Origin of the sequence: Bacillus sp. MYb78 (genome assembly GCF_002975115.1) — a bacterium.
GTDB classification, from domain to species: domain Bacteria; phylum Bacillota; class Bacilli; order Bacillales; family Bacillaceae_G; genus Bacillus_A; species Bacillus_A cereus.
Genome location: NZ_PCOB01000004.1, coordinates 263,722 through 282,564, shown reverse-complemented (window position 1 = coordinate 282,564; position 18,843 = coordinate 263,722). Strand labels below are relative to the sequence as shown.

The window sequence follows — 18,843 nt, the reverse complement described above, 5'->3', positions numbered from 1 at the left end:
TAATATAGAAAATCCTATAATGAAATTTTAATCAATGGGAGTTTCTTTATCCCCACTGATTATTAACCTTCACCAATCGGGCTTTTACGGACAGCCCGCCACCTAACTTCTTTGCTCCAGCTAAATTTTGAGGTGGGAGTTTTACTGTCCGCAAATAGCAGGATAAAGGGTGTTAGCTATGAATGAATATTTACAGACTCGCTATATCATTAGCGGTAGTGCCTGTATAGCTCTTCTTATTTCTTACTTTCTATTTACATAAAAAAGCTACTTGAAATATATTTTCAAGTAGCTTTTTTATTACTCTGCTAAATACATAAATCCGATTGCACCTGGACCTGTATGAGTACTAATTATAGGCGTTGTATAGAAAATTTCTGATTGAGCAAACCCACTCACTTTTTCAACCGCCGCTTTCATACTTTCAGCTAAAGGAATTGCTTTCGCATGCGGAATTGCAACAGCCTTTACAACTTTTCCAGCTGTATCTTGCTCAAATAACTTAGCTAATGTTTTTACAATTTGGCCTTGGCTACGAACTTTCGTTACAGGATTATAAACACCGTCTTCAAGACTAGCAATTGGCTTTATATTAAGTAGCGAACCGATAAACGCTTTTCCTTTACCGATACGTCCACCCTTCACTAAGTTTTCTAATGTATCTACTACTACATATAAACGAGTATTCTTTCTTACTTCATCTACACGTTTTAAAATTTCTTCTAGTGAGCGTCCTTCATTTGCCATTTTTGCAGCTTCAATTACTTGATATGCTAAAGCATGTGTAATAAATTGAGAATCAACAACTGTTACTTTTGTATCGGTCATTGATGCAGCACTATTTGCAGTTGCTACAGTACCACTCATTCCACTTGTCATATGAATGGAAAGTACTTCGCTTCCATCTTCACCTAACTTGTCATACATTTCTACAAATGTACCCATTGCTGGTTGTGATGTTTTTGGTAGTTCCTCTGATTTAAGCATTTCTTCAATAAATTCATCTGGTTGTAGATCAACGCGATCTAAATATGTTTGTCCATTTACAGAGATTGATAATGGTAGAACATGAATGTCATACTTCTCGATTACCTCTTGTGATAAATCTGCTGTTGAATCTGTTACAATTTTAATTTTTTGCATATTATATTCTTCCCTTTCCAATACGCTCTCCTTGTTATTATACTAGTATTCCCATTGCTTTCAACAATTTGGAACGAAATTTCATCAAATTAATTATATTTTTATATCTAAAATGAAAAAGACAGAGCTCCTAACCCTGTCTCTACTCTATATCATGCATTTTTTTCAAGAGTATTTGTTTTATATACATTTAAATAATCATTCCACTTCAAACAATTTTGTAAATATTCACGGAAAGAATATGAAAATCTTGGATGTTTTTGTTTTTGAATTTTTGCAATAAATAATTGAAGACGAGACTGAATTAGAAACGATAATGGATGCTGTGCCTGTAGGACAGGGATTTCGAATATTTTAATACAATCCCCTGTTGAATGAGTGAAATAAAAACTTTTCGTAATCACAATATCAATCCTCTTTTTCATTGGATTTTTGAACTTCCTCTACTTTGCGCTGTAAGACGTTGTTTAAAGTGGAGTAAAATCAGACTTATATGATTTCTGTAGTCCTTATGGCTAGAAGATTTATACTCTATTCATCTCCACCTAATCCATCTTCCCGTCCTAAATATCCCTGAGACGGGAACCTCATTACCCATCAATTGTTTAATACATTTAGTATAAGCTTATAAAAGCGCAAAGTTTGTCTAAATTTTGGAGATTCTATAATTTTTTTCTTCTATATATTGTATACGTTTATAGCTATAGTATAACAAATAAATAAAAAAGTGCCTTTATAACGAGGCACTTTTCGACTGCATTTCTTCTCTTTTCTTTTTTCTCTTACTAACAACCTTTGATAAAGCAATACTTACTTCATAAATACAAATAAGCGGCACCGCAACTAAACTATGAGATAAAAAGTCAGGCGGTGATATACAAGATGCAATGATAATCAATGCTACGTAAGCGTACCTTCTTATTTTTATTAAAAATTCCGCCGTAAGTATTCCAATACTAGTTAAAAACATTACAACAACTGGCAATTCAAAAATCACCGCAAATGGAACTGTTAAATTAAGTACAAAATGAAAATACTTTTCTGTCGTAAACATCGTATTAAACATTTCATTACCTATCGTAGTTAAAAAGTGAAATAGAAACGGCATTACAATAAAGTATCCAAAACATAAACCTGCGATAAATAATATAGACAATACCGGTATATACATTATTGTCATCTTTTGTTCATTTGGATGTAAACCCGGTTTTACAAATAACCAAATTTGTATAGCAGCAAAAGGAATTGTACAAACGATAGCAAATACTGTAGCAATCGAGAAAAAAATCCACAATACATCACTTGGACCGAGAACAGTTAATTTCATTGGTAAATCTTTTACAAGCCAAAAATAAATATCCTTTGTAAAAGTAAATCCAATAATTAAAAATAGTACAAAGGATAACACCGTATATATTACTCTTTTTCGAAGCTCAACAATATGTTCTACTACGCTCATTTCCCGATCTTCCATCTCGTTCACCACACTTTATTTATCCATTACAAGGAAAATACATTACAGTTTTTCTTTCTTTTCCTTTTCTTGAAATGCGTCATCTGTCAATTCTTTCGTTGATTTTTTAAACTCTTTTAACGTTTCCCCTAAAGCCTTCCCGATTTCCGGCAATTTTTTAGGTCCAAATAAAATGAGTACTGCTACTAAAATTAAAATTAACCCTGGAAAGCCAATATTTGAAAACATTTCCCCATCCCCTTTATTAGTAGTTTCCTTGTCCTACTATTACATAATTTTATTTTGTCAAAAAAGTTTGAAAACGTCAACAAATCCATTACCTTTTGTCAAAAAAATTCAAAAATATAATCAATTATACAAATTTCATTTTCTATTGCTCTTGTGTATGATATGGTAAGGGAAATGACATATTATTTTATGATAGTAGAAAGGATTTGCATTATGACTGAAAAAATGACACGAATGACCCAATTTGTAAAAGAAGAAATTGCAAATGCAATTACACATGGTATCGGTGCCATTTTAAGCATCCCTGCCTTAATCATATTGATTATTCATGCTTCTAAGCACGGTACCGCATCAGCTGTAGTCGCATTTACTGTTTATGGTGTAAGCATGTTCTTACTGTACTTATTTTCAACATTGCTACATAGCATTCATCATCCTAAAGTAGAAAAAATATTTACTATTTTAGATCATTCAGCCATTTACTTATTGATTGCTGGCACGTATACTCCTTTTCTACTTATTACACTTCGTGGCCCATTAGGATGGACGTTGCTTGCTATAATTTGGACACTTGCAATCGGAGGTATCGTCTTCAAAATCTTCTTTGTACGTCGCTTTATAAAGGCATCAACTTTATGTTACATCATTATGGGCTGGCTCATAATCGTTGCCATTAAACCACTTTATGAAAATCTAACTGGACATGGTTTTTCACTACTTTTAGCAGGTGGAATTTTATATTCTGTCGGAGCTATATTCTTCCTTTGGGAAAAGCTACCTTTCAACCATGCCATATGGCACCTGTTCGTTTTAGGTGGTAGTACGATGATGTTCTTCTGTGTACTCTTTTATGTCTTACCTACAGCATAATAAAAAAGGTTTCAGCTTACTATAAGCTGAAACCTTTTTTATTACTTATGTAATTGTGATGCGATAACTTCCTGTGTATGCTTCGTTAATTCTTTAATATCCATATTCGCATACTCTTCAGGTGTAATCGGCTTAGAAATTGTTACTGTTGCATGAGCTGACTTCATACGATTTCCATTCGCTTCAAACATCTTATATGTACCATCTAACGTTACAGGTAAAATTGCTACACCTGATTTTACTGCAAGATGGAAACTACCAGCCTTAAACTCTCCAACTTCGCCACCTTTACTTCTCGTTCCTTCTGGGAAAATTACGATAGAATGTCCATTCTTTAATAGTTCGATTCCATCTTTAATTGCTTTAAGAGATTGACGACGATCGCTACGATCCATAAATACACAATTCATAAGTTCCATCCAAGTTGGTACAACTGGGAACTTTTTAATCTCTGCCTTTGACACGAATCCAATTGGTTTATTTAAGTAACCTAGTAAAACAGGGATATCCATATTACTTTGGTGATTACTTACAACTAGTACCGGCTTGTCTTTCGGAACATTTTCAAGCCCTTTCACTTCTACTGTCCCTCCAGCTACACGTACCATTTTCTTACCAAACCAATTTGTCGTTTTATACACAGCATTATCTTTTTCTTTTGGCGCCATCGTATTTACTTGTCTTTTAAGACGCCACATTCTCGGTGTAATCGCAATTACAATTAAAATTAAATAAAAGATTTTAAAAAACGTTTGAATCATACAGAACCCCCACCTATTATCATTCCGACCTTCATTATACTAGACAAACGAAGGAAAAAGAAGAAAAAAAGTCCAAACAGCAAGTGTTTGGACTTTTTAAGCATTCTATATTAGAAACGTTTTGCTAATTCACGAGCATTAGCAATTGCCGCTTCTTTAATTTCTTGTGCTTTTTCAGGGTTTGCATTCATACCCTCAACTGCAATATAATCAGTATCATTTACACCGACAAATCCTAATACAGTTTTTAAATGATTGCGTCCGAAGTCTACAGCTGCGTATGCTCCTTCAGAATATACGCCACCTGTTGCTTGAATGTGAAGTGCTTTTTTACCTTCTAATAAGCCGACTGGACCATTTTCAGTATATTTGAATGTTTTACCTGCGATTGCTACGTTATCTAAGTATGCTTTTACTACTGGTGGATAGCTAAAGTTCCACATTGGAGTTACGAATACATAACGATCTGCATGCATAAATGTTTCTAAGTTTGTGTTCATTGCTGCTACTTTTTGTTGTTGAGCTTCCGTTAAAGTTTCAAAGCCTTCACCTGCTGCAAATTTACCCCAAGCAGCAAATACATCTGCATCGATTGCTGGTACAGTAGTATTGAATAGATCAATTGTTACAACTTCGTCTTGTGGATGCTCGTTTTTATAAGCCTCGATGAAAGCTTCCCCTACTGCCATTCCGAAAGAACCTTCTGCTGAATTTGGATTTGCTGTGATAAATAGTACTTTTGTCATTGTATTCTCTCCCTTTTTTCTTTTTATCTTCAATTCAAGATTTGTTTTTTAAAAGTTAATAACTTACCTTATGTAAGTATAATACAAAAAGTTTTATTCAATGTCAATAAAAAATAGCTACTTTTTTTTCGTAAGTTAATGATTTATTTTGTTTCTCTAAAATTTAGTATACAGATATTAAGACTTCTCATACAAAAAGGCTACCTCTATAAATTATAGAGATAGCCTTTTATTACATATTATTTTTGAAAAACATGTTTTACTTTTTCAGCTGGAATGTTACTTCCACCTCTACCTTTTACATCTTCAATCATCATTGTAATGACCATATCTGGCGAATTCAAATCAAATGCAGCGAACCAGCCTAGTTCTTTTCCTTCGGCTTCTTTAGATACTTTTAATTCCGCTGTACCTGTTTTTCCAGCAAGAGTCATTCCATCAATCTTAGCAATTTTCCCTGTACCATCCGGATCATTAATTACTTTCGTCATAGCAGTTTTTAATATATCCTGATTTCCTTTAGAAATTACATTTTCTTTCCAAGCTTTTGGTTGTTTATCTGTTTTAATAATATACGGTGATGGAATCGTTCCATCATTTACAATTGGCGCATACGTTAAAGCTAAATGAAGAGGAGTCATTAATACTTGTCCTTGTCCATATCCTGTATCTGCCATTTGAATATCATTTTTAATACCGTCATTTGCAATTTTAGAAGCAGGGAATCCATATTCAATTGGTAGTTTCTCATCGAATCCGAATTTTTTCGCTTCACTCATAAACTTGTCTTTTCCGATTTTCAAAGCTTCTTGTGCGAAGTAAATATTATCCGAGTATTTCATCGCCTTATCAAAATCAATCGGATTTGCATCTTTCACACGCGTTACATAATAATTACCCCAAGAAGAATCTTTTGTCCATTTTAATCCTTCAATTTTCAACTCTTCTTTTGGATCGATTGTTTTCGTTTCAAGACCAATTGCAGCTGTAATTGGTTTAAATACAGAACCTGGTACCGATAATTGTGTAAAGCGATTCGTCATCGGTTTTTTCGGATCATTATTCCAAGCTTCGCGTTGCGCTTTCGATGTTCCTCGTGCAATTAAATTAGGATCATATGCTGGACTACTTACTAGTGCAATTGTTTCTCCACTTTTCGGATTGATTGCTGCACTTGAACCAGCTTCGCCCTTCATTTCATTATACGTTTTTTCTTGAACAGCACTATCAATAGTTAAAGTTACATTTTCTCCATCAACAGCATCTGTTTTTGCCAAGTTTTTAATTTCTTTTCCTTGCGCATCTTCTACAAAGACACGGCCACCTTTTTTACCGCGTAGCTTTTCCTCTAATACTTGCTCTAAACCAGCTTTACCAACTGGGTCATCAGCTTGATAGCCTTTCTTTTGTAGCGTTTTTAAATCTTCAGCATTTACCTTTCCAATATAACCAGTCAGATGAGCTGCCGCTTCCCCTAACGGATATGTACGAACATTTACAGGTTTTGTTGAAACACCTGGTAAATCAATGTACGTATTTTGCGTTGCCCCTTCAGGCAAAATTCCAATTGGTACGAGATACCCTGGTTTTACCCATTTAGCAACTAATTTTTGATCAATTTCTTCTACAGACATATTTAATAACTTCGCTACTGTTTCTTTCGTTTGCGGAGCAGTATCGCCTAACTTTTCAGGAATCAATCCGATTTCAGAAGCTTTCCCATTTGTTGCAAGACCTTTTCCATTACGATCGTATATTTCACCACGTTTTGGCTGTGTTGTCTGCATACGCACTTTACTATCTTTCGTCATGCCAGGGAAAATAAAATCAGGAGTCCAATCTATTTTCCAAGATTCTTTATCTCCATCTTTTTCTTTCACCATTTTTGCTTCATGGCCAAAAGTAATTTTACCACCAACTGTATCCATGCTTACTTTAAAAGGAACAGGGCCTTCATCTTTTTTATCTTCTTTTACTTCCCCTGTTTCTACCTTTAAGTCTTTCACTTCGATACCAGAATAAATTTTTTCATATTTCTCAGTAAATTCTTTCTTTGAAATATCTTTTTTTGCATTTTTTGATAGTTGATCATACATATCTGCAAATTTTTGTTTATTCCACGCTTTTACATATGTATCAAACACTTCTTGTGGTTTTTCTTCTTTACCACATCCAACTAACATGAATGTTAAGCAAAGAAAAAGAATCCCCCATATCTTTCTCAATCGATTCTCCTCCTCTTTCTATATTAGTACTTTTGAAAATTTTAGCATTTTTACATGCTACCTATCATTATAGCACTATCGAATCTCATCTATAAACTTATATTGGTGAATATAAATAAAAAGATTGATGCGAATTCTCACATCAATCTTCTTTATTATTGTTGTTTCTCATATACGTGGTAATAATACGTATACGGGTTTTTTTCATCTGTTAAACCTTTTTCTACAAAAATCTCTTTCCAATTTGTCATATCCATTTCTGGGAAGAATGTATCTCCTTCAAATGCATAATGAATTTTTGTTATATACAACTTGTCTACGTATGGTAAAAAGAGATCGTAAATTTGCGCTCCGCCAAAAATAAAAATCTCTTCTTCATTTTTACATAGTTCGAATACTTCTTCTACAGAATGAACAACTTCACATCCTTCAACGTGATATCCTTCATTACGTGTTACAATAATATTACGTCTTCCAGGCAGCGGTCTACCAATCGCTTCATAGTTCTTTCTTCCCATAATAAGCGGGTGACCCATCGTTGTTTTCTTCACGTATTGTAATTCACTCGGTAAACGCCAAGGTAAATTATTATCTTTACCAATTACTCTATTTTCGTCCATTGCGACCATAAATGAAACAATCATTTTTTCATCTCCTCTACAATTATACTGCAACCGGTGCTTTAATTGCTGGATGCGGATCGTATCCTTCAATCGTTAAATCTTCCATTTCAAAATCGAAAACAGATTTCACATCTGGATTTAATGTAAGTTTCGGGAACGGACGTGGTTCACGTGCCAATTGCTTTTCTACTTGTTCAAAATGATTTGTATAAATGTGTGCATCACCAATTGTATGAACAAATTCCCCTACTTCAAGACCACATTCGTGTGCAATTAAATGTGTTAGTAGTGAATAACTTGCGATGTTAAATGGTATTCCAAGGAATATGTCACCACTTCTTTGATATAGCTGACAAGAAAGCTTTCCGTCCGCTACATAAAACTGGAATAATGTATGACAAGGGGGTAATGCCATACTTGGTACGTCTTCAGGATTCCAAGCAGAAACGATTAAACGACGTGAGTCTGGTGTTTTTTTAATCATTTCAATTACATCTTTTAATTGATCAAGTGTCTCACCAGCTGTCGTTTTCCAAGCTCGCCACTGTTTACCGTAAACGTCTCCTAAATAACCATATTTATTTGAGAAATCATCATCTTCTAAAACGTTCTTTTTAAACAATTCCATCTGCTCATCGTACTGTACTTTAAATTCTTCATCTTGTTGTGAGCGAAGACCAAAATCCGTCATGTCAGGACCAGTATACTCATCACTTTCTACCCAGCTCTTAAACGCCCATTCATTCCAAATATTATTATTATGCTGCAATAAATAGCGAATATTTGTATCACCTTTCATAAACCAAAGTAGTTCACTTGCTACAAGGCGAAATGGTACTCTTTTTGTCGTTAATAAAGGAAATCCTTTACTCAAATCAAAACGCATTTGATATCCAAATACAGATACAGTTCCTGTCCCTGTACGATCTTCTTTCTTCGTACCATGTTCCATTACATGGCGGCATAAATTTAAGTATTCATTTTCAGCATGTTTCATATGTAGGAAAACCTTCTTTCAATCGTATATGCAATTTATCATAACATGAAAAATGGTAAATTTAATAATCCTAATTAATAAAATTTCTTCCGCTAATTCTTACAAAATTATTAACTTTCCAAATTTAAAAAGGTTTTCATTTTCTATTACCGAAAGTATAGTGCGGTAGAACAAAATTTATATTTGGAGGTTAGAAGTATGTCTAAAATTGAAACGCCTGTTATGACTTCTTTACAAACAGCGGTTGAAAAAATGATGAAGGATTTAAATGTTCCTGGTGCTGCTGTAGCTGTTATAAAAGACGGTGAAGTTATTATTTCAGAAGGTTTCGGCTATCGTAATATAGAAACAAAAGAGGCTGTTACACCGAATACTCGATTCGCAATCGGTTCCTCAACGAAAGCGTTTGGCACACTTTCATTAAGCTTGTTAGCACAGCAAAAAAAGTTTAATTGGGATACCCCTATCCAGTCTTATATACCTAACTTTACTTTATCTGAACTACTTGCTAGCTCACAAGTTACAGGACGAGATTTAGCTTCTCATCGAACTGGAGTGAGTCGTCATGAGGCTCTTTGGTACAGTTCTTCGTTATCTCGAAAAGATCTCGTTGAAAAAATAAAACATTTACCACTTGATGCACCGTTCCGGACTGCATTTCTATATAACAACTTAATGTATGCAACAATTAGCTACATTGTTGAAAACATTACAAATCAAACGTGGGAGCAATACACTACAGAACATATTTTAGAACCTTTAAATATGAGACATACAAACTTCTCTGTTAACGATTCACAAACTACAGATGATTATGCTTTACCTTACATTGAAAATGACGGTGAAATAAAAGCAGTTCCATTCCGCAACATCGATACAGTCGGCGCTGCTGGGTGTATTAATTCTACAATTGAAGATATGGCAAATTGGGTACTTCTCCACTTAAATGAAGGAAAATTTGGAGATCATGAATTAATCTCCTCTGAATTATTACAACAAATGTATACACCACACAATTCAATTCCAGACCAACCGGTTTTATCACTCCCTGAATCTCCATTAAATAGTTACGGCCTTGGTTGGTTTATTAGCGCTTATCGTGGTAAAAAAGTGATTCATCATGGCGGTAATATCGATGGATTTTCAGCGCTTGTTTCATTCATACCAACAGAAAACATAGGCCTTGTCATTTTAACGAATGCTGGAGGAACATTACTTCCTACTTATCTGGCTAATCAAATTTATGATGAATTACTTGAATTTGAATCCATTGATTGGCATAAACGTGCTGTAGAAGATACTGAAAAAATGAAGGAAATGATGAAAGAAGCAACTGAATCCCTCCCTGAACAAATTAAAGGGACTACACCTTCGCACAAGTTAGAGGACTATACTGGTACTTTTGAACATCCTGCATATGGAACATTACAAGTATACAAACGCGATGATTCGTTATATGTACAATTTATGGAAATGGATATTCAATTAGGGCATCATCATTACGACATCTTCTCTGCAAAAGTTGACTTATTCCAAATGAAAATGAGTTTATTATTCGCTTATGAAATGAATATAAGAGGTGAATTCCCATCCCTTCAGTTACATGTACCAGCCACATTAAGTACTCAGCCACTTACATTTAAGAAAATTAAATAAGTATTTTGATGGTAAAAAATAAAGGTAGGTGCGAATCACACCTACCTTTTCTATTTCATATCAATCTTATCTGGTTGAAACCAACTTGGTTTTGATAACTCAAAGTTTTTATGATCTTCCAATACAATATGAAGACGCTCTAACATATCATCCAACATATGTGGTGCTGCTCTTAATGTCCAGACAACTGATGAGAAAACTGTCATGCCAACGTACACCGCATATAATTTCCAGAACTCCTCTGGTATTCTCCTATTAAAGTATCCTTCTATTTGTCCGATTGAATACGGAATACTAATGTCCCTTGCAAATAGTGCAATTTTCACGAAATCATGCAGTGGATCGCCCCAGTCATAACCATTAAAATCAACTACACCTACATATTTCCCATCCCGTACAATTATATTTTCTAAATGAAAATCATCGTGTTGAAATCGATTTGGGCGATCCTTTACATACATTTCATTTTCATCTATAAACTTAATAATCTTATCATCATTTTTTATTTTTATTCCGCATGTTTTGTATGCTTCTACATATTTACTATGTTTTTTCATTGCTCTTTCATGCCATGGAAGTATATCATTAGGAGCTTCATATGTATGCATTTTTGCTAAATCTTTTCCTGCCTCTATGCCAATATCATATTGTTCTTTTGGTGAATACGTAGGCAATAGCTTCTTCGCATCTTCCCCTTCTAAATATGAAAAAATACTATAGCATACACCTTCTTCCAATATACCTATTTCAATTGGCCTTTGTACCTGTACGTTACGTTTTACCATTTCATTTAAAATTTGAAACTCTATTTTCTTTCTTTCATACTCTTTTATATCTCCTGTCCGAAATAAATATTTTTCATTATTTGCATTCGTAATTACATATTTCTTATCTGGAGAGAAACCTTTAGAAATTTCTTCAATATTCGCTGCATCTTTTACAATTTGTATATTGTTTTGCCGTGCTGTAATTATCTTCATATCTATTCCCCTTATATTTCTGCATTTGGTGTATAGGCTACTTCTACAATAAATCCATTCGGATCGTAAAAATCAATCGTATAGTACCCTTCTGAATAATGATTCATTTCAATTAGACTACGTATTACCTTCACTTTCGTACTAGAAAGAAAATCTACTACTTCATCAACTACTTCTCTATGAATAGCTTGATAACAAATATGTCTAGGACCTAACGTCCTTACGATTTCCTCATCTACTTCTTTAAATTATATTTCACTTTCTCCCGTGCTATATGCTACTTCATTTAATCTTCTCCATCCAATTATTGAAAACAGCTTACTATAAAAAGAAATGGATTCCTCTAAATTTGCTACTCAAAATTCAATATGATGAATACACTCCTTGTACTACTTGCACAATTTCCATCGGCTTATGAACCATATAATCGGGTGCGTCTTTTTTCACTGTTTCAATAACATCATATCCCCAAGATACCCAAATTACATTCACCCCAGCCTTTTTACAAGCTGCTACATCTCGCTGTTCATCACCAATGTATAACATATCTTGCTCTGTTATCTTTTTCGATTTTAAAAATCTTTTTATCATTTTATCTTTACCAAACAAATTTTTAGAACAATACACTTCTTGAATATTTTCGATACCATTATTGTGCAAAAACGCCCGAATATGCTCTTCTGAGTTAGATGATATGACCGCAATACCGTATCCTGTTTTATGTAGTTCATCTAATACATCCTTCATCCCATGAAATAAAACAAGATTTTTTATAGCAGGCTGATACAATTTATAAAATTCCAAAGCTAATATCGGTAATTTATACAGTGGTACATCGAGTTGTTTACATCTCTCTGTCATCGTTAATTTACGTAAATGTTCAATTTCGTCTTCCTTTACTGCTTTATACCCATGTTTTTCAGCAAGTTGATTATAAATCGGTACAAATATATTTTGTGAATCTACTAATGTGCCATCAAAGTCAAAAACAATATATTTTTGCATCTCCATACTCCTTTTGCTTCTTTTTTCTAAACCTATGTTATTCAACAACATAGTTGTCTGTCCCTTCTATAAAAATAAAAAAGAACAAGATTTTCTCTTGTTCTTTTTAAGACAACCATTTCGGCGGTACATTCGTATTCCAATAAATATTTCCTAACTCATGATGTCCAGAGTATCCATCATCAAAACGGTGATAATGGAAATTAAAATAATAACCATCTTGCGGCGGATGATCTCTTCTTACATGGAAACGCAATAAATCATTTCCTGATTTCGTATCGTAGACGTGAAAAATCTTTTCATTATTTCCACCAGCTGGTTTTTGAGAAATCGCTAATGATTGTAGTGAATCTTCTGGTACATCACTAGCAAGCTCAGCAATTGCCTCTTCAATTTTCGGTAATATTACATCTTTAAACTCATCTTCAATTACTGGACCAATTTTAGTACCAAACTTTTGCATCGACTGCTTTTCTGCTTCTTGCATTGCATAAGTAATAAAAGTATCGGTGGTTAACCTGTCATTCGTTTCTTCATATGTATAGGACGTGCTCTCCAAACTTTGTTGCCCAGCTGTGCTCGTAGGCTTGTCCGCAGCTTTGGCATTATCAAGTAATATGGAAGGAGGCGTCACTAAACCAAATGTAAATACGGTAATTAATGCGACTAAGGTTTTTCTAAACCAATTTGGCATTTATGTTCCCTCCCCTTTCACTCATTATTTTTTTATATAACGGTGGTTTCTTCTATTATACAAAATGATTGTAATTTTTGCACTTTACAATTTTGTTAACGTTCACATATTTTTCACTTGAATATGAAATTGTAAGGTTTCATACAATAAAAATACAACAATAATAAGGAGGCGATCAGATGACTTTAGATGTCATGTATTCCGCCGTAAGCATACTCGTTTTAGTATATTTTATTTATCAATGTGTTACAGACTAGAAAAAGAGCCGTCAATGGCTCTTTTTTAATGGTAAAAATACAATCCATACAATTAATAAAATAAAAATAATGCCACCAATCACAGCTGGCAATAAATAAAACTGGGCAAGTATAACTATTCCATACAAAAGTATTGCTGGTAGTAGTAAATAACGATTTGCCTTCCATCTTAACAAAAGTAAGTTCCCTTCATCACAATATAAATGAAGAAACATCTTATTCGTAAATTCATTCCAATAATCACGTGCATAGCGAGAAATTGCAACTACAGCAAATACGAGAACAATAGCTGCAATCCACCTAGGAGTCATAATTATACTTGCAGTACTGATACATACAATTTGAATATAAAATATTCGTGCAGTACTTGTACGGAAAAATTCTTTCAAAAAAGATTCGACAATACGAGAATCAGCTTTTTTTCCTAAAAGTCTTTTAGAGTACGGAAACATCCACGGTTTTTTATTCGAACTACTCGGTTTAGCCGCATGACCACCAACTTGCATAATTCCGCTCGTCCAGCGCATGCTTTCCTCCTTTTCTTTCTCAATTTCTTTAAAAAAGAACTTTTTATAATTCATTTTCGCTTTTACTAATACACTACTTAAGAAAATTACTAAACCGATAAATAGAATTGAATAAAATGGATTTTTATAAATAAAAAATAAACTAATTCCAAAAAAGGACACACTCATAGAAAATACTACATTTTTTACAATCCATAAAACCCATCGTTTCTCCGCATGTACATGAATAAATCTCGTTAACAACGACATCATAAATCGAAATATAGTAAAGAATACCCAAAATAATAGGACTTGTATCTCTGTTACTCCGATACTTTTCATCAACACCGGTAACATAATAACGACTAATATTATATTCGTTATCGCTATTCGAACAAATGTGTACATCATGCCATACTGGACTAATTTTTGCATATGTGTTGCATACGAAATTAAAAATAAACTATCCGCTTGCTCAAAAAATGAACGAACTCCTCTCGGATATGTTACTAGATAAAATGCGAGTAATCCTAATCCGAAATAAATCGTCTCTTCCGTTGATAATTCATTTATCCATAGTGACCTATAATAGATTCCCATAAATATAAGTGCTGGTATAATAATATATAATGCGACTGTCCAATCTGTTACCGAACGTATAGACTTCCACTTCCGCTGAAGCTCATGGCGTAATCTTTTATAAAATTGTTGTTTAATCATGTTGTTCACGCCTTACGATTACATCAAAGCAGTCTAGTAATGAGCTACCCGGCATTTCCGCTAACATTTGAATAGATTCTAAATGTCCATCTGCGACTAATGTACCTTGTGAAATGAGTAAAAATCTTTCACAAATTTTTTCAGCAGTATCCAATACGTGCGTACAAAGTAAAATTCCTGCTCCGCGCTCTTTTTCTTTATATAAATAACTTAAAAACTCTTTCGTAGCTACTGGATCTAAACCGATAAAGGGTTCATCAATGATATAAAAATCTGGCTCAGTTAAAAACGCCAATATTAGCATCGATTTTTGTTTCATACCTTTTGAAAACTTTGATAAATACTCATGTTTATGCTTATCCATTCGAAAAGTATGTAATAATTGTTCCGCTCGTTCTTCCCAGCTTCCCATTTCACTTCCACGAGCAGCCATTAATAATTCAATATGTTCCCAGAGCGTCAAGTAATCATAGTATGTTGGATGTTCTGGCACGTATGCATACGGATTTTTCTTTTCACCGAATGATATTTCACCGTCCATATTTACAAGTAATCCGAGCATCGTTTTTATCGTCGTACTCTTCCCAGCACCATTTGCTCCAATAAGAGCAACTAGTTCACCTTTTTCGATAGAAAAAGCTATATCATGAATTGTTTTTTCGCCTATTTCATATCCGGCTGAGCGGATATTTACTTCTAACATGCATTTCCCCTCTTTCCATTTCCAATACAATCAAGGAAAAGAATAACATATAACTATCTATATATCATTATAAAATATTTATTTTCATAGCAGGAAAAAACATTTTTTAACAGAATATTAAATGTTTGATTACATTTTATTGGGGTGGATAATATGTCTTTTCAAATTCGTGAAGCAACGATAGATGATATAGACGCACTTTGTTCTTTAACGAAAGAATTAAAAGGTTCCTCTATTTCCTATGAAGATATGAACAATCGATTACAATTCGTACAAATGAGTCCGTTTGATTTTTTATATGTTTACGAGGAAGAAGAAGCTATATTTGGATTACTTGGATTTCGTATACGTGAAAATTTAGAAGATGTAACACGTTATGGAGAGATTTCAATTATTAGCGTCGATTCTAACATACGACGGAAAGGCATTGGACAAGTATTGATGGATTATGCAGAGCAATTAGCAAAGAAACATAATTGCATTGGCACATGGCTAGTTAGTGGAACAAAAAGAGTAGAAGCTCATCCTTTTTACAAAAAATTAGGATATGCAGTAAATGGCTACCGATTTGTAAAACATTTTTAAACTACTTATAATTGAAGGGACTATAACTATGACAAACATTAAAGCAATTTTCATTGATCGTGACGGTACAATTGGTGGTGACACTACAATACATTATCCAGGATCTTTTACATTATTTCCATTCACAAAAACATCCTTGCAAAAACTAAAAGCTAAAAATATAAAAATTTTCTCTTTCACAAATCAACCTGGTATCGCAGATGGAATAGCAACTGTAGCCGATTTTGTACAAGAATTAGAAGGCTTCGGTTTTGATGATATTTATGTATGTCCTCATAAACACGGTGATGGTTGTGAATGCCGTAAACCAAGTACAGGCATGCTGCTTAAAGCAGCAAAAAAACATGGGCTTGATTTAACACAATGTGCTGTAGTTGGTGATCGCTGGACTGATATTGTTGCAGGAGCAAAAGTAAATGCAACTACGATTCTAGTCCGAACAGGCGCTGGGTATGATGCTTTGCATACGTACCGAGACAAATGGGCACATATTGAACCAAACTACATTGCAGATAACTTTGAAGATGCAACAAACTGGGTTTTAAATCAACTATAATACAAATGAAGATTTTGATGCACTCAAAATAATTTAAAACATAGTTAAAATAGCCTTTTTGGCAAATAATTGTCTTCCACAAAACGGATTACCTCAAAAGGTAGCAAGTTCCCTTTTGATAAGCAAACATTGCAATTCAAATTTTATTTTTTATTAGTAACAGCAATTAACGTAAAGAAGGAATAGCTTAGTGGCTATCCCTTCTTTATTGACTTCTATTATTTACATTTGTTATCTTTTTTTATTGAGTATTCTCATCGTTTTTATACTCCAAAATATCCCCTGGCTGACACTCCAAAGCTTTACATATCGCTTCTAATGTTGAAAAACGAACCGCTTTTGCTTTCCCATTTTTCAAAATAGAAAGATTCGCCATCGTAATTCCAACCTTCTCCGAAAGTTCCGTTACACTCATCTTTCGTTTTGCTAACATGACGTCAATATTAATAATAATTGTCATATCCGCCACCTCAGACCGTCAAATCATTTTCTGATTTTATGTTAATTGCTTCTTGTAGAAGGCGTTGAAGAATAGCAGCAAAAACAGCGATAACGAGCGAAGCAAAAACGATAATAAGTCCCACTAACCCAATAGGAGGGTCCATTTTTTTCGCTATAAAATGAAAAAGTGGTAAACCTAATACATACAAACCACTGATTGTAACTGCACAGCGCTTTATATTCTTTAACGCCTTTACAGATAACTCCGAGAACGCTGTGTTCTCATCAATGTACTGTAAAAGATTGAAAGCCTGATAAAGAGCAACGTAAAAAGGCACAGCTGCTCCATACATCACAATGAAAACAAGATATTTTATCAGAGTAATATTAGGATACAAATTCGCTGCGAAATTCGCCATTTCCGGCACTAAAAATATGCATAAAGCAAGTACTGCAATTCCGACAAGAAAAATAATTACTTTTAAGAACGTTGTTGAACTTCGTTTAAGATTCATTTACAATACCTCATTTATTTAATGATAACATAATTTTATCATATTGTTTATCGTTTAACAATAAATAAATATCGTTTTCGTCATGTTTAATTTAGGCAAAAATAAAAAAGAATTTCTCATTACAAAGAAATTCTTTTTCTTGAAAATGTCTCTTTCAACTTAATTTTTTAAAACGTTAATTCGTAATGGAAATAACGATTATCTCTCAAATAACCATTTTCAGCATATAATCGTTGTGCTGATAAATTATCAATCTCTGTTTGCAATTTTACACCTTTTGCTCCATTCTCTAATGCGTATTCTTTAGCAGCTTCTAATAATTTTTTACCTGTTCCGGCTCCACGCTTCGCCGCTTGTACAAATAAATCATTTAAAATCCATAATTCTTTCATTGAAATGGAAGAAAATGATGGATATAGTTGTGTGAACCCAATATATTCGCCGTCTTCAACTGCTACGAAAATAACGGACTCTTTTTTCTCAATTCGATTTCGTAAAAATACTTTTGCACCTTCTAAATCAGAATCCTGCCTATAAAACATGCGATAGTTATTAAAAACTGATGCTAGTCCATCTAAATCTGCAATTGTTGCCTCATATATTCTCATTTTACTCCATTCCCCTTCCAATACTGTCTCATTATATCCGTTGCCCATTTAGGCTGGTGTATTTCTTCTTTCGGCATAAACTCTTTCATTATTGGTTTTATATCCAATATAGGAGTACCATTAATAGCATCTAATCCCTCAACAATAATTGATTTACCTTCTCTTTTGATCACCTTTACAATTGTTACACCTATGCGATTCGGGCGATTTTTTCCGCGCTGTGCAAAAATACCTACTTCAGGATAATCTTTATTATTTCTAGGATGTCTAGCAAAATACTGAATTTGCTCGTCAGTTACTTTATGAAAATAAAAAACAACTTCAATATGGGAAAAATCTTCAATCCCTTGTATACTTTCTTCTGCATACATTTCAGTTAAAGTTATACGGGATCTTACTTCTCCCCACTCATCATCTTTTATTTCCTTTCTTTCATTATGTACAAATGCGATTGGTTGAACTGAAAACATACGCATTCCCCCTTAAATGTAACCACTTACATTATAAAATATTTTCTGAATGTTTTCCAGATATATGAATTAAGTTTACA

The 18,843-nt window shown here is 33.7% G+C and carries 22 protein-coding genes and 1 pseudogene; 4 read left to right on the top strand and 19 right to left on the bottom strand.

From position 1 onward, the window contains the following. Positions 1-300: 300 nt before the first annotated feature. The 4 genes from CQ064_RS12240 to CQ064_RS12220 form a co-directional block, all read right to left on the bottom strand. Entirely contained in the window at positions 301-1,143 is an 843-nt protein-coding gene (locus CQ064_RS12240) for a DegV family protein (protein WP_021036079.1), read from the bottom strand. A 152-nt stretch (positions 1,144-1,295) separates the two neighbouring features. Then, positions 1,296-1,547, bottom strand: coding sequence for a DUF2535 family protein (locus CQ064_RS12235; RefSeq protein ID WP_000629012.1), 252 nt, complete (start codon positions 1,545-1,547; stop codon positions 1,296-1,298). Between the two features lie 329 nt (positions 1,548-1,876). Beyond that, on the bottom strand, positions 1,877-2,617 hold the full coding sequence (gene tatC, locus CQ064_RS12225; RefSeq protein ID WP_000390119.1) for a twin-arginine translocase subunit TatC: 741 nt from the start codon (positions 2,615-2,617) through the stop codon (positions 1,877-1,879). 42 nt (positions 2,618-2,659) lie between these two features. Beyond that, the gene (locus tag CQ064_RS12220; RefSeq protein WP_000492442.1) at positions 2,660-2,845 is read right to left on the bottom strand and encodes a twin-arginine translocase TatA/TatE family subunit; all 186 of its coding nucleotides are present in this window, start codon (positions 2,843-2,845) and stop codon (positions 2,660-2,662) included. 213 nt (positions 2,846-3,058) lie between these two features. Between CQ064_RS12220 and trhA the strand changes: the two genes are divergently transcribed. Next, positions 3,059-3,715, top strand: coding sequence for a PAQR family membrane homeostasis protein TrhA (trhA, locus tag CQ064_RS12215; RefSeq protein WP_000136890.1), 657 nt, complete (start codon positions 3,059-3,061; stop codon positions 3,713-3,715). Positions 3,716-3,756: 41 nt separating this feature from the next. Here the strand turns inward: trhA and CQ064_RS12210 are convergent, their stop codons facing one another. The 5 genes from CQ064_RS12210 to CQ064_RS12190 form a co-directional block, all read right to left on the bottom strand. After that, positions 3,757-4,476 (bottom strand): lysophospholipid acyltransferase family protein, encoded by a 720-nt coding sequence (locus CQ064_RS12210; protein ID WP_000616582.1) that lies wholly within the window; start codon positions 4,474-4,476, stop codon positions 3,757-3,759. Between the two features lie 110 nt (positions 4,477-4,586). Beyond that, positions 4,587-5,222: an FMN-dependent NADH-azoreductase gene (locus CQ064_RS12205; protein ID WP_000170028.1), complete on the bottom strand. Its 636-nt coding sequence runs from the start codon at positions 5,220-5,222 to the stop codon at positions 4,587-4,589. Between the two features lie 239 nt (positions 5,223-5,461). Then, positions 5,462-7,447, bottom strand: coding sequence for a penicillin-binding protein 3 (gene pbpC / locus CQ064_RS12200; protein WP_001227261.1), 1,986 nt, complete (start codon positions 7,445-7,447; stop codon positions 5,462-5,464). Between the two features lie 155 nt (positions 7,448-7,602). Next, on the bottom strand, positions 7,603-8,091 hold the full coding sequence (locus tag CQ064_RS12195) for a dihydrofolate reductase (protein WP_000637207.1): 489 nt from the start codon (positions 8,089-8,091) through the stop codon (positions 7,603-7,605). A 19-nt stretch (positions 8,092-8,110) separates the two neighbouring features. Then, a complete protein-coding gene (locus tag CQ064_RS12190) occupies positions 8,111-9,067 on the bottom strand; it encodes a thymidylate synthase (RefSeq protein WP_000679600.1) in 957 nt (318 codons plus the stop codon). Between the two features lie 198 nt (positions 9,068-9,265). On the opposite strand from CQ064_RS12190, the gene CQ064_RS12185 reads away from it, so the two are divergent. Next, positions 9,266-10,723, top strand: a complete 1,458-nt coding sequence (locus CQ064_RS12185) for a serine hydrolase (RefSeq protein WP_000034317.1) — start codon at positions 9,266-9,268, stop codon at positions 10,721-10,723. Positions 10,724-10,773: 50 nt separating this feature from the next. Here CQ064_RS12185 and CQ064_RS12180 read toward each other — a convergent pair whose 3' ends face one another. From CQ064_RS12180 to CQ064_RS12155, 6 genes and pseudogenes are all read right to left on the bottom strand, one after another. Beyond that, on the bottom strand, positions 10,774-11,703 hold the full coding sequence (locus tag CQ064_RS12180) for an aminoglycoside phosphotransferase family protein (protein WP_000692075.1): 930 nt from the start codon (positions 11,701-11,703) through the stop codon (positions 10,774-10,776). Positions 11,704-11,714: 11 nt separating this feature from the next. Further along, a pseudogene (locus CQ064_RS12175) lies at positions 11,715-12,038 on the bottom strand (VOC family protein). A 28-nt stretch (positions 12,039-12,066) separates the two neighbouring features. After that, positions 12,067-12,708: an HAD family hydrolase gene (locus CQ064_RS12170; protein ID WP_001174995.1), complete on the bottom strand. Its 642-nt coding sequence runs from the start codon at positions 12,706-12,708 to the stop codon at positions 12,067-12,069. A 106-nt stretch (positions 12,709-12,814) separates the two neighbouring features. After that, entirely contained in the window at positions 12,815-13,402 is a 588-nt protein-coding gene (locus CQ064_RS12165) for a YpjP family protein (protein WP_001134421.1), read from the bottom strand. A 268-nt stretch (positions 13,403-13,670) separates the two neighbouring features. Then, entirely contained in the window at positions 13,671-14,885 is a 1,215-nt protein-coding gene (locus tag CQ064_RS12160) for an ABC transporter permease (RefSeq protein ID WP_000595455.1), read from the bottom strand. Further along, the gene (locus tag CQ064_RS12155) at positions 14,878-15,588 is read right to left on the bottom strand and encodes an ABC transporter ATP-binding protein (protein ID WP_000895234.1); all 711 of its coding nucleotides are present in this window, start codon (positions 15,586-15,588) and stop codon (positions 14,878-14,880) included. Before CQ064_RS12155 ends, CQ064_RS12160 begins: the two co-directional genes overlap by 8 nt. 153 nt (positions 15,589-15,741) lie before the next feature. Here CQ064_RS12155 and CQ064_RS12150 point away from each other — a divergent pair, with 153 nt between their 5' ends. Further along, positions 15,742-16,173, top strand: a complete 432-nt coding sequence (locus tag CQ064_RS12150; RefSeq protein WP_000009775.1) for a GNAT family N-acetyltransferase — start codon at positions 15,742-15,744, stop codon at positions 16,171-16,173. 28 nt (positions 16,174-16,201) lie between these two features. Beyond that, positions 16,202-16,729: an HAD-IIIA family hydrolase gene (locus CQ064_RS12145; protein ID WP_000181782.1), complete on the top strand. Its 528-nt coding sequence runs from the start codon at positions 16,202-16,204 to the stop codon at positions 16,727-16,729. A gap of 241 nt (positions 16,730-16,970) precedes the next feature. Here the strand turns inward: CQ064_RS12145 and CQ064_RS12140 are convergent, their stop codons facing one another. The 4 genes from CQ064_RS12140 to CQ064_RS12125 all read right to left on the bottom strand — a co-directional run bounded on the left by CQ064_RS12140 (position 16,971) and on the right by CQ064_RS12125 (position 18,763). Next, a complete protein-coding gene (locus tag CQ064_RS12140; RefSeq protein ID WP_000152534.1) occupies positions 16,971-17,189 on the bottom strand; it encodes a helix-turn-helix domain-containing protein in 219 nt (72 codons plus the stop codon). 10 nt (positions 17,190-17,199) lie between these two features. Further along, complete coding sequence (locus CQ064_RS12135; protein WP_001050152.1) at positions 17,200-17,685, bottom strand: DUF2975 domain-containing protein; 486 nt, start codon at positions 17,683-17,685, stop codon at positions 17,200-17,202. Between the two features lie 167 nt (positions 17,686-17,852). After that, positions 17,853-18,293 carry a GNAT family N-acetyltransferase gene (locus CQ064_RS12130; RefSeq protein WP_001223866.1) on the bottom strand — a complete coding sequence of 147 codons (441 nt, stop codon included), beginning with the start codon at positions 18,291-18,293 and terminating at the stop codon, positions 17,853-17,855. Continuing rightward, the gene (locus CQ064_RS12125; protein ID WP_000493252.1) at positions 18,290-18,763 is read right to left on the bottom strand and encodes an SAM-dependent methyltransferase; all 474 of its coding nucleotides are present in this window, start codon (positions 18,761-18,763) and stop codon (positions 18,290-18,292) included. The genes CQ064_RS12130 and CQ064_RS12125 overlap by 4 nt, the downstream gene beginning before the upstream one ends. Positions 18,764-18,843 lie beyond the last annotated feature (80 nt).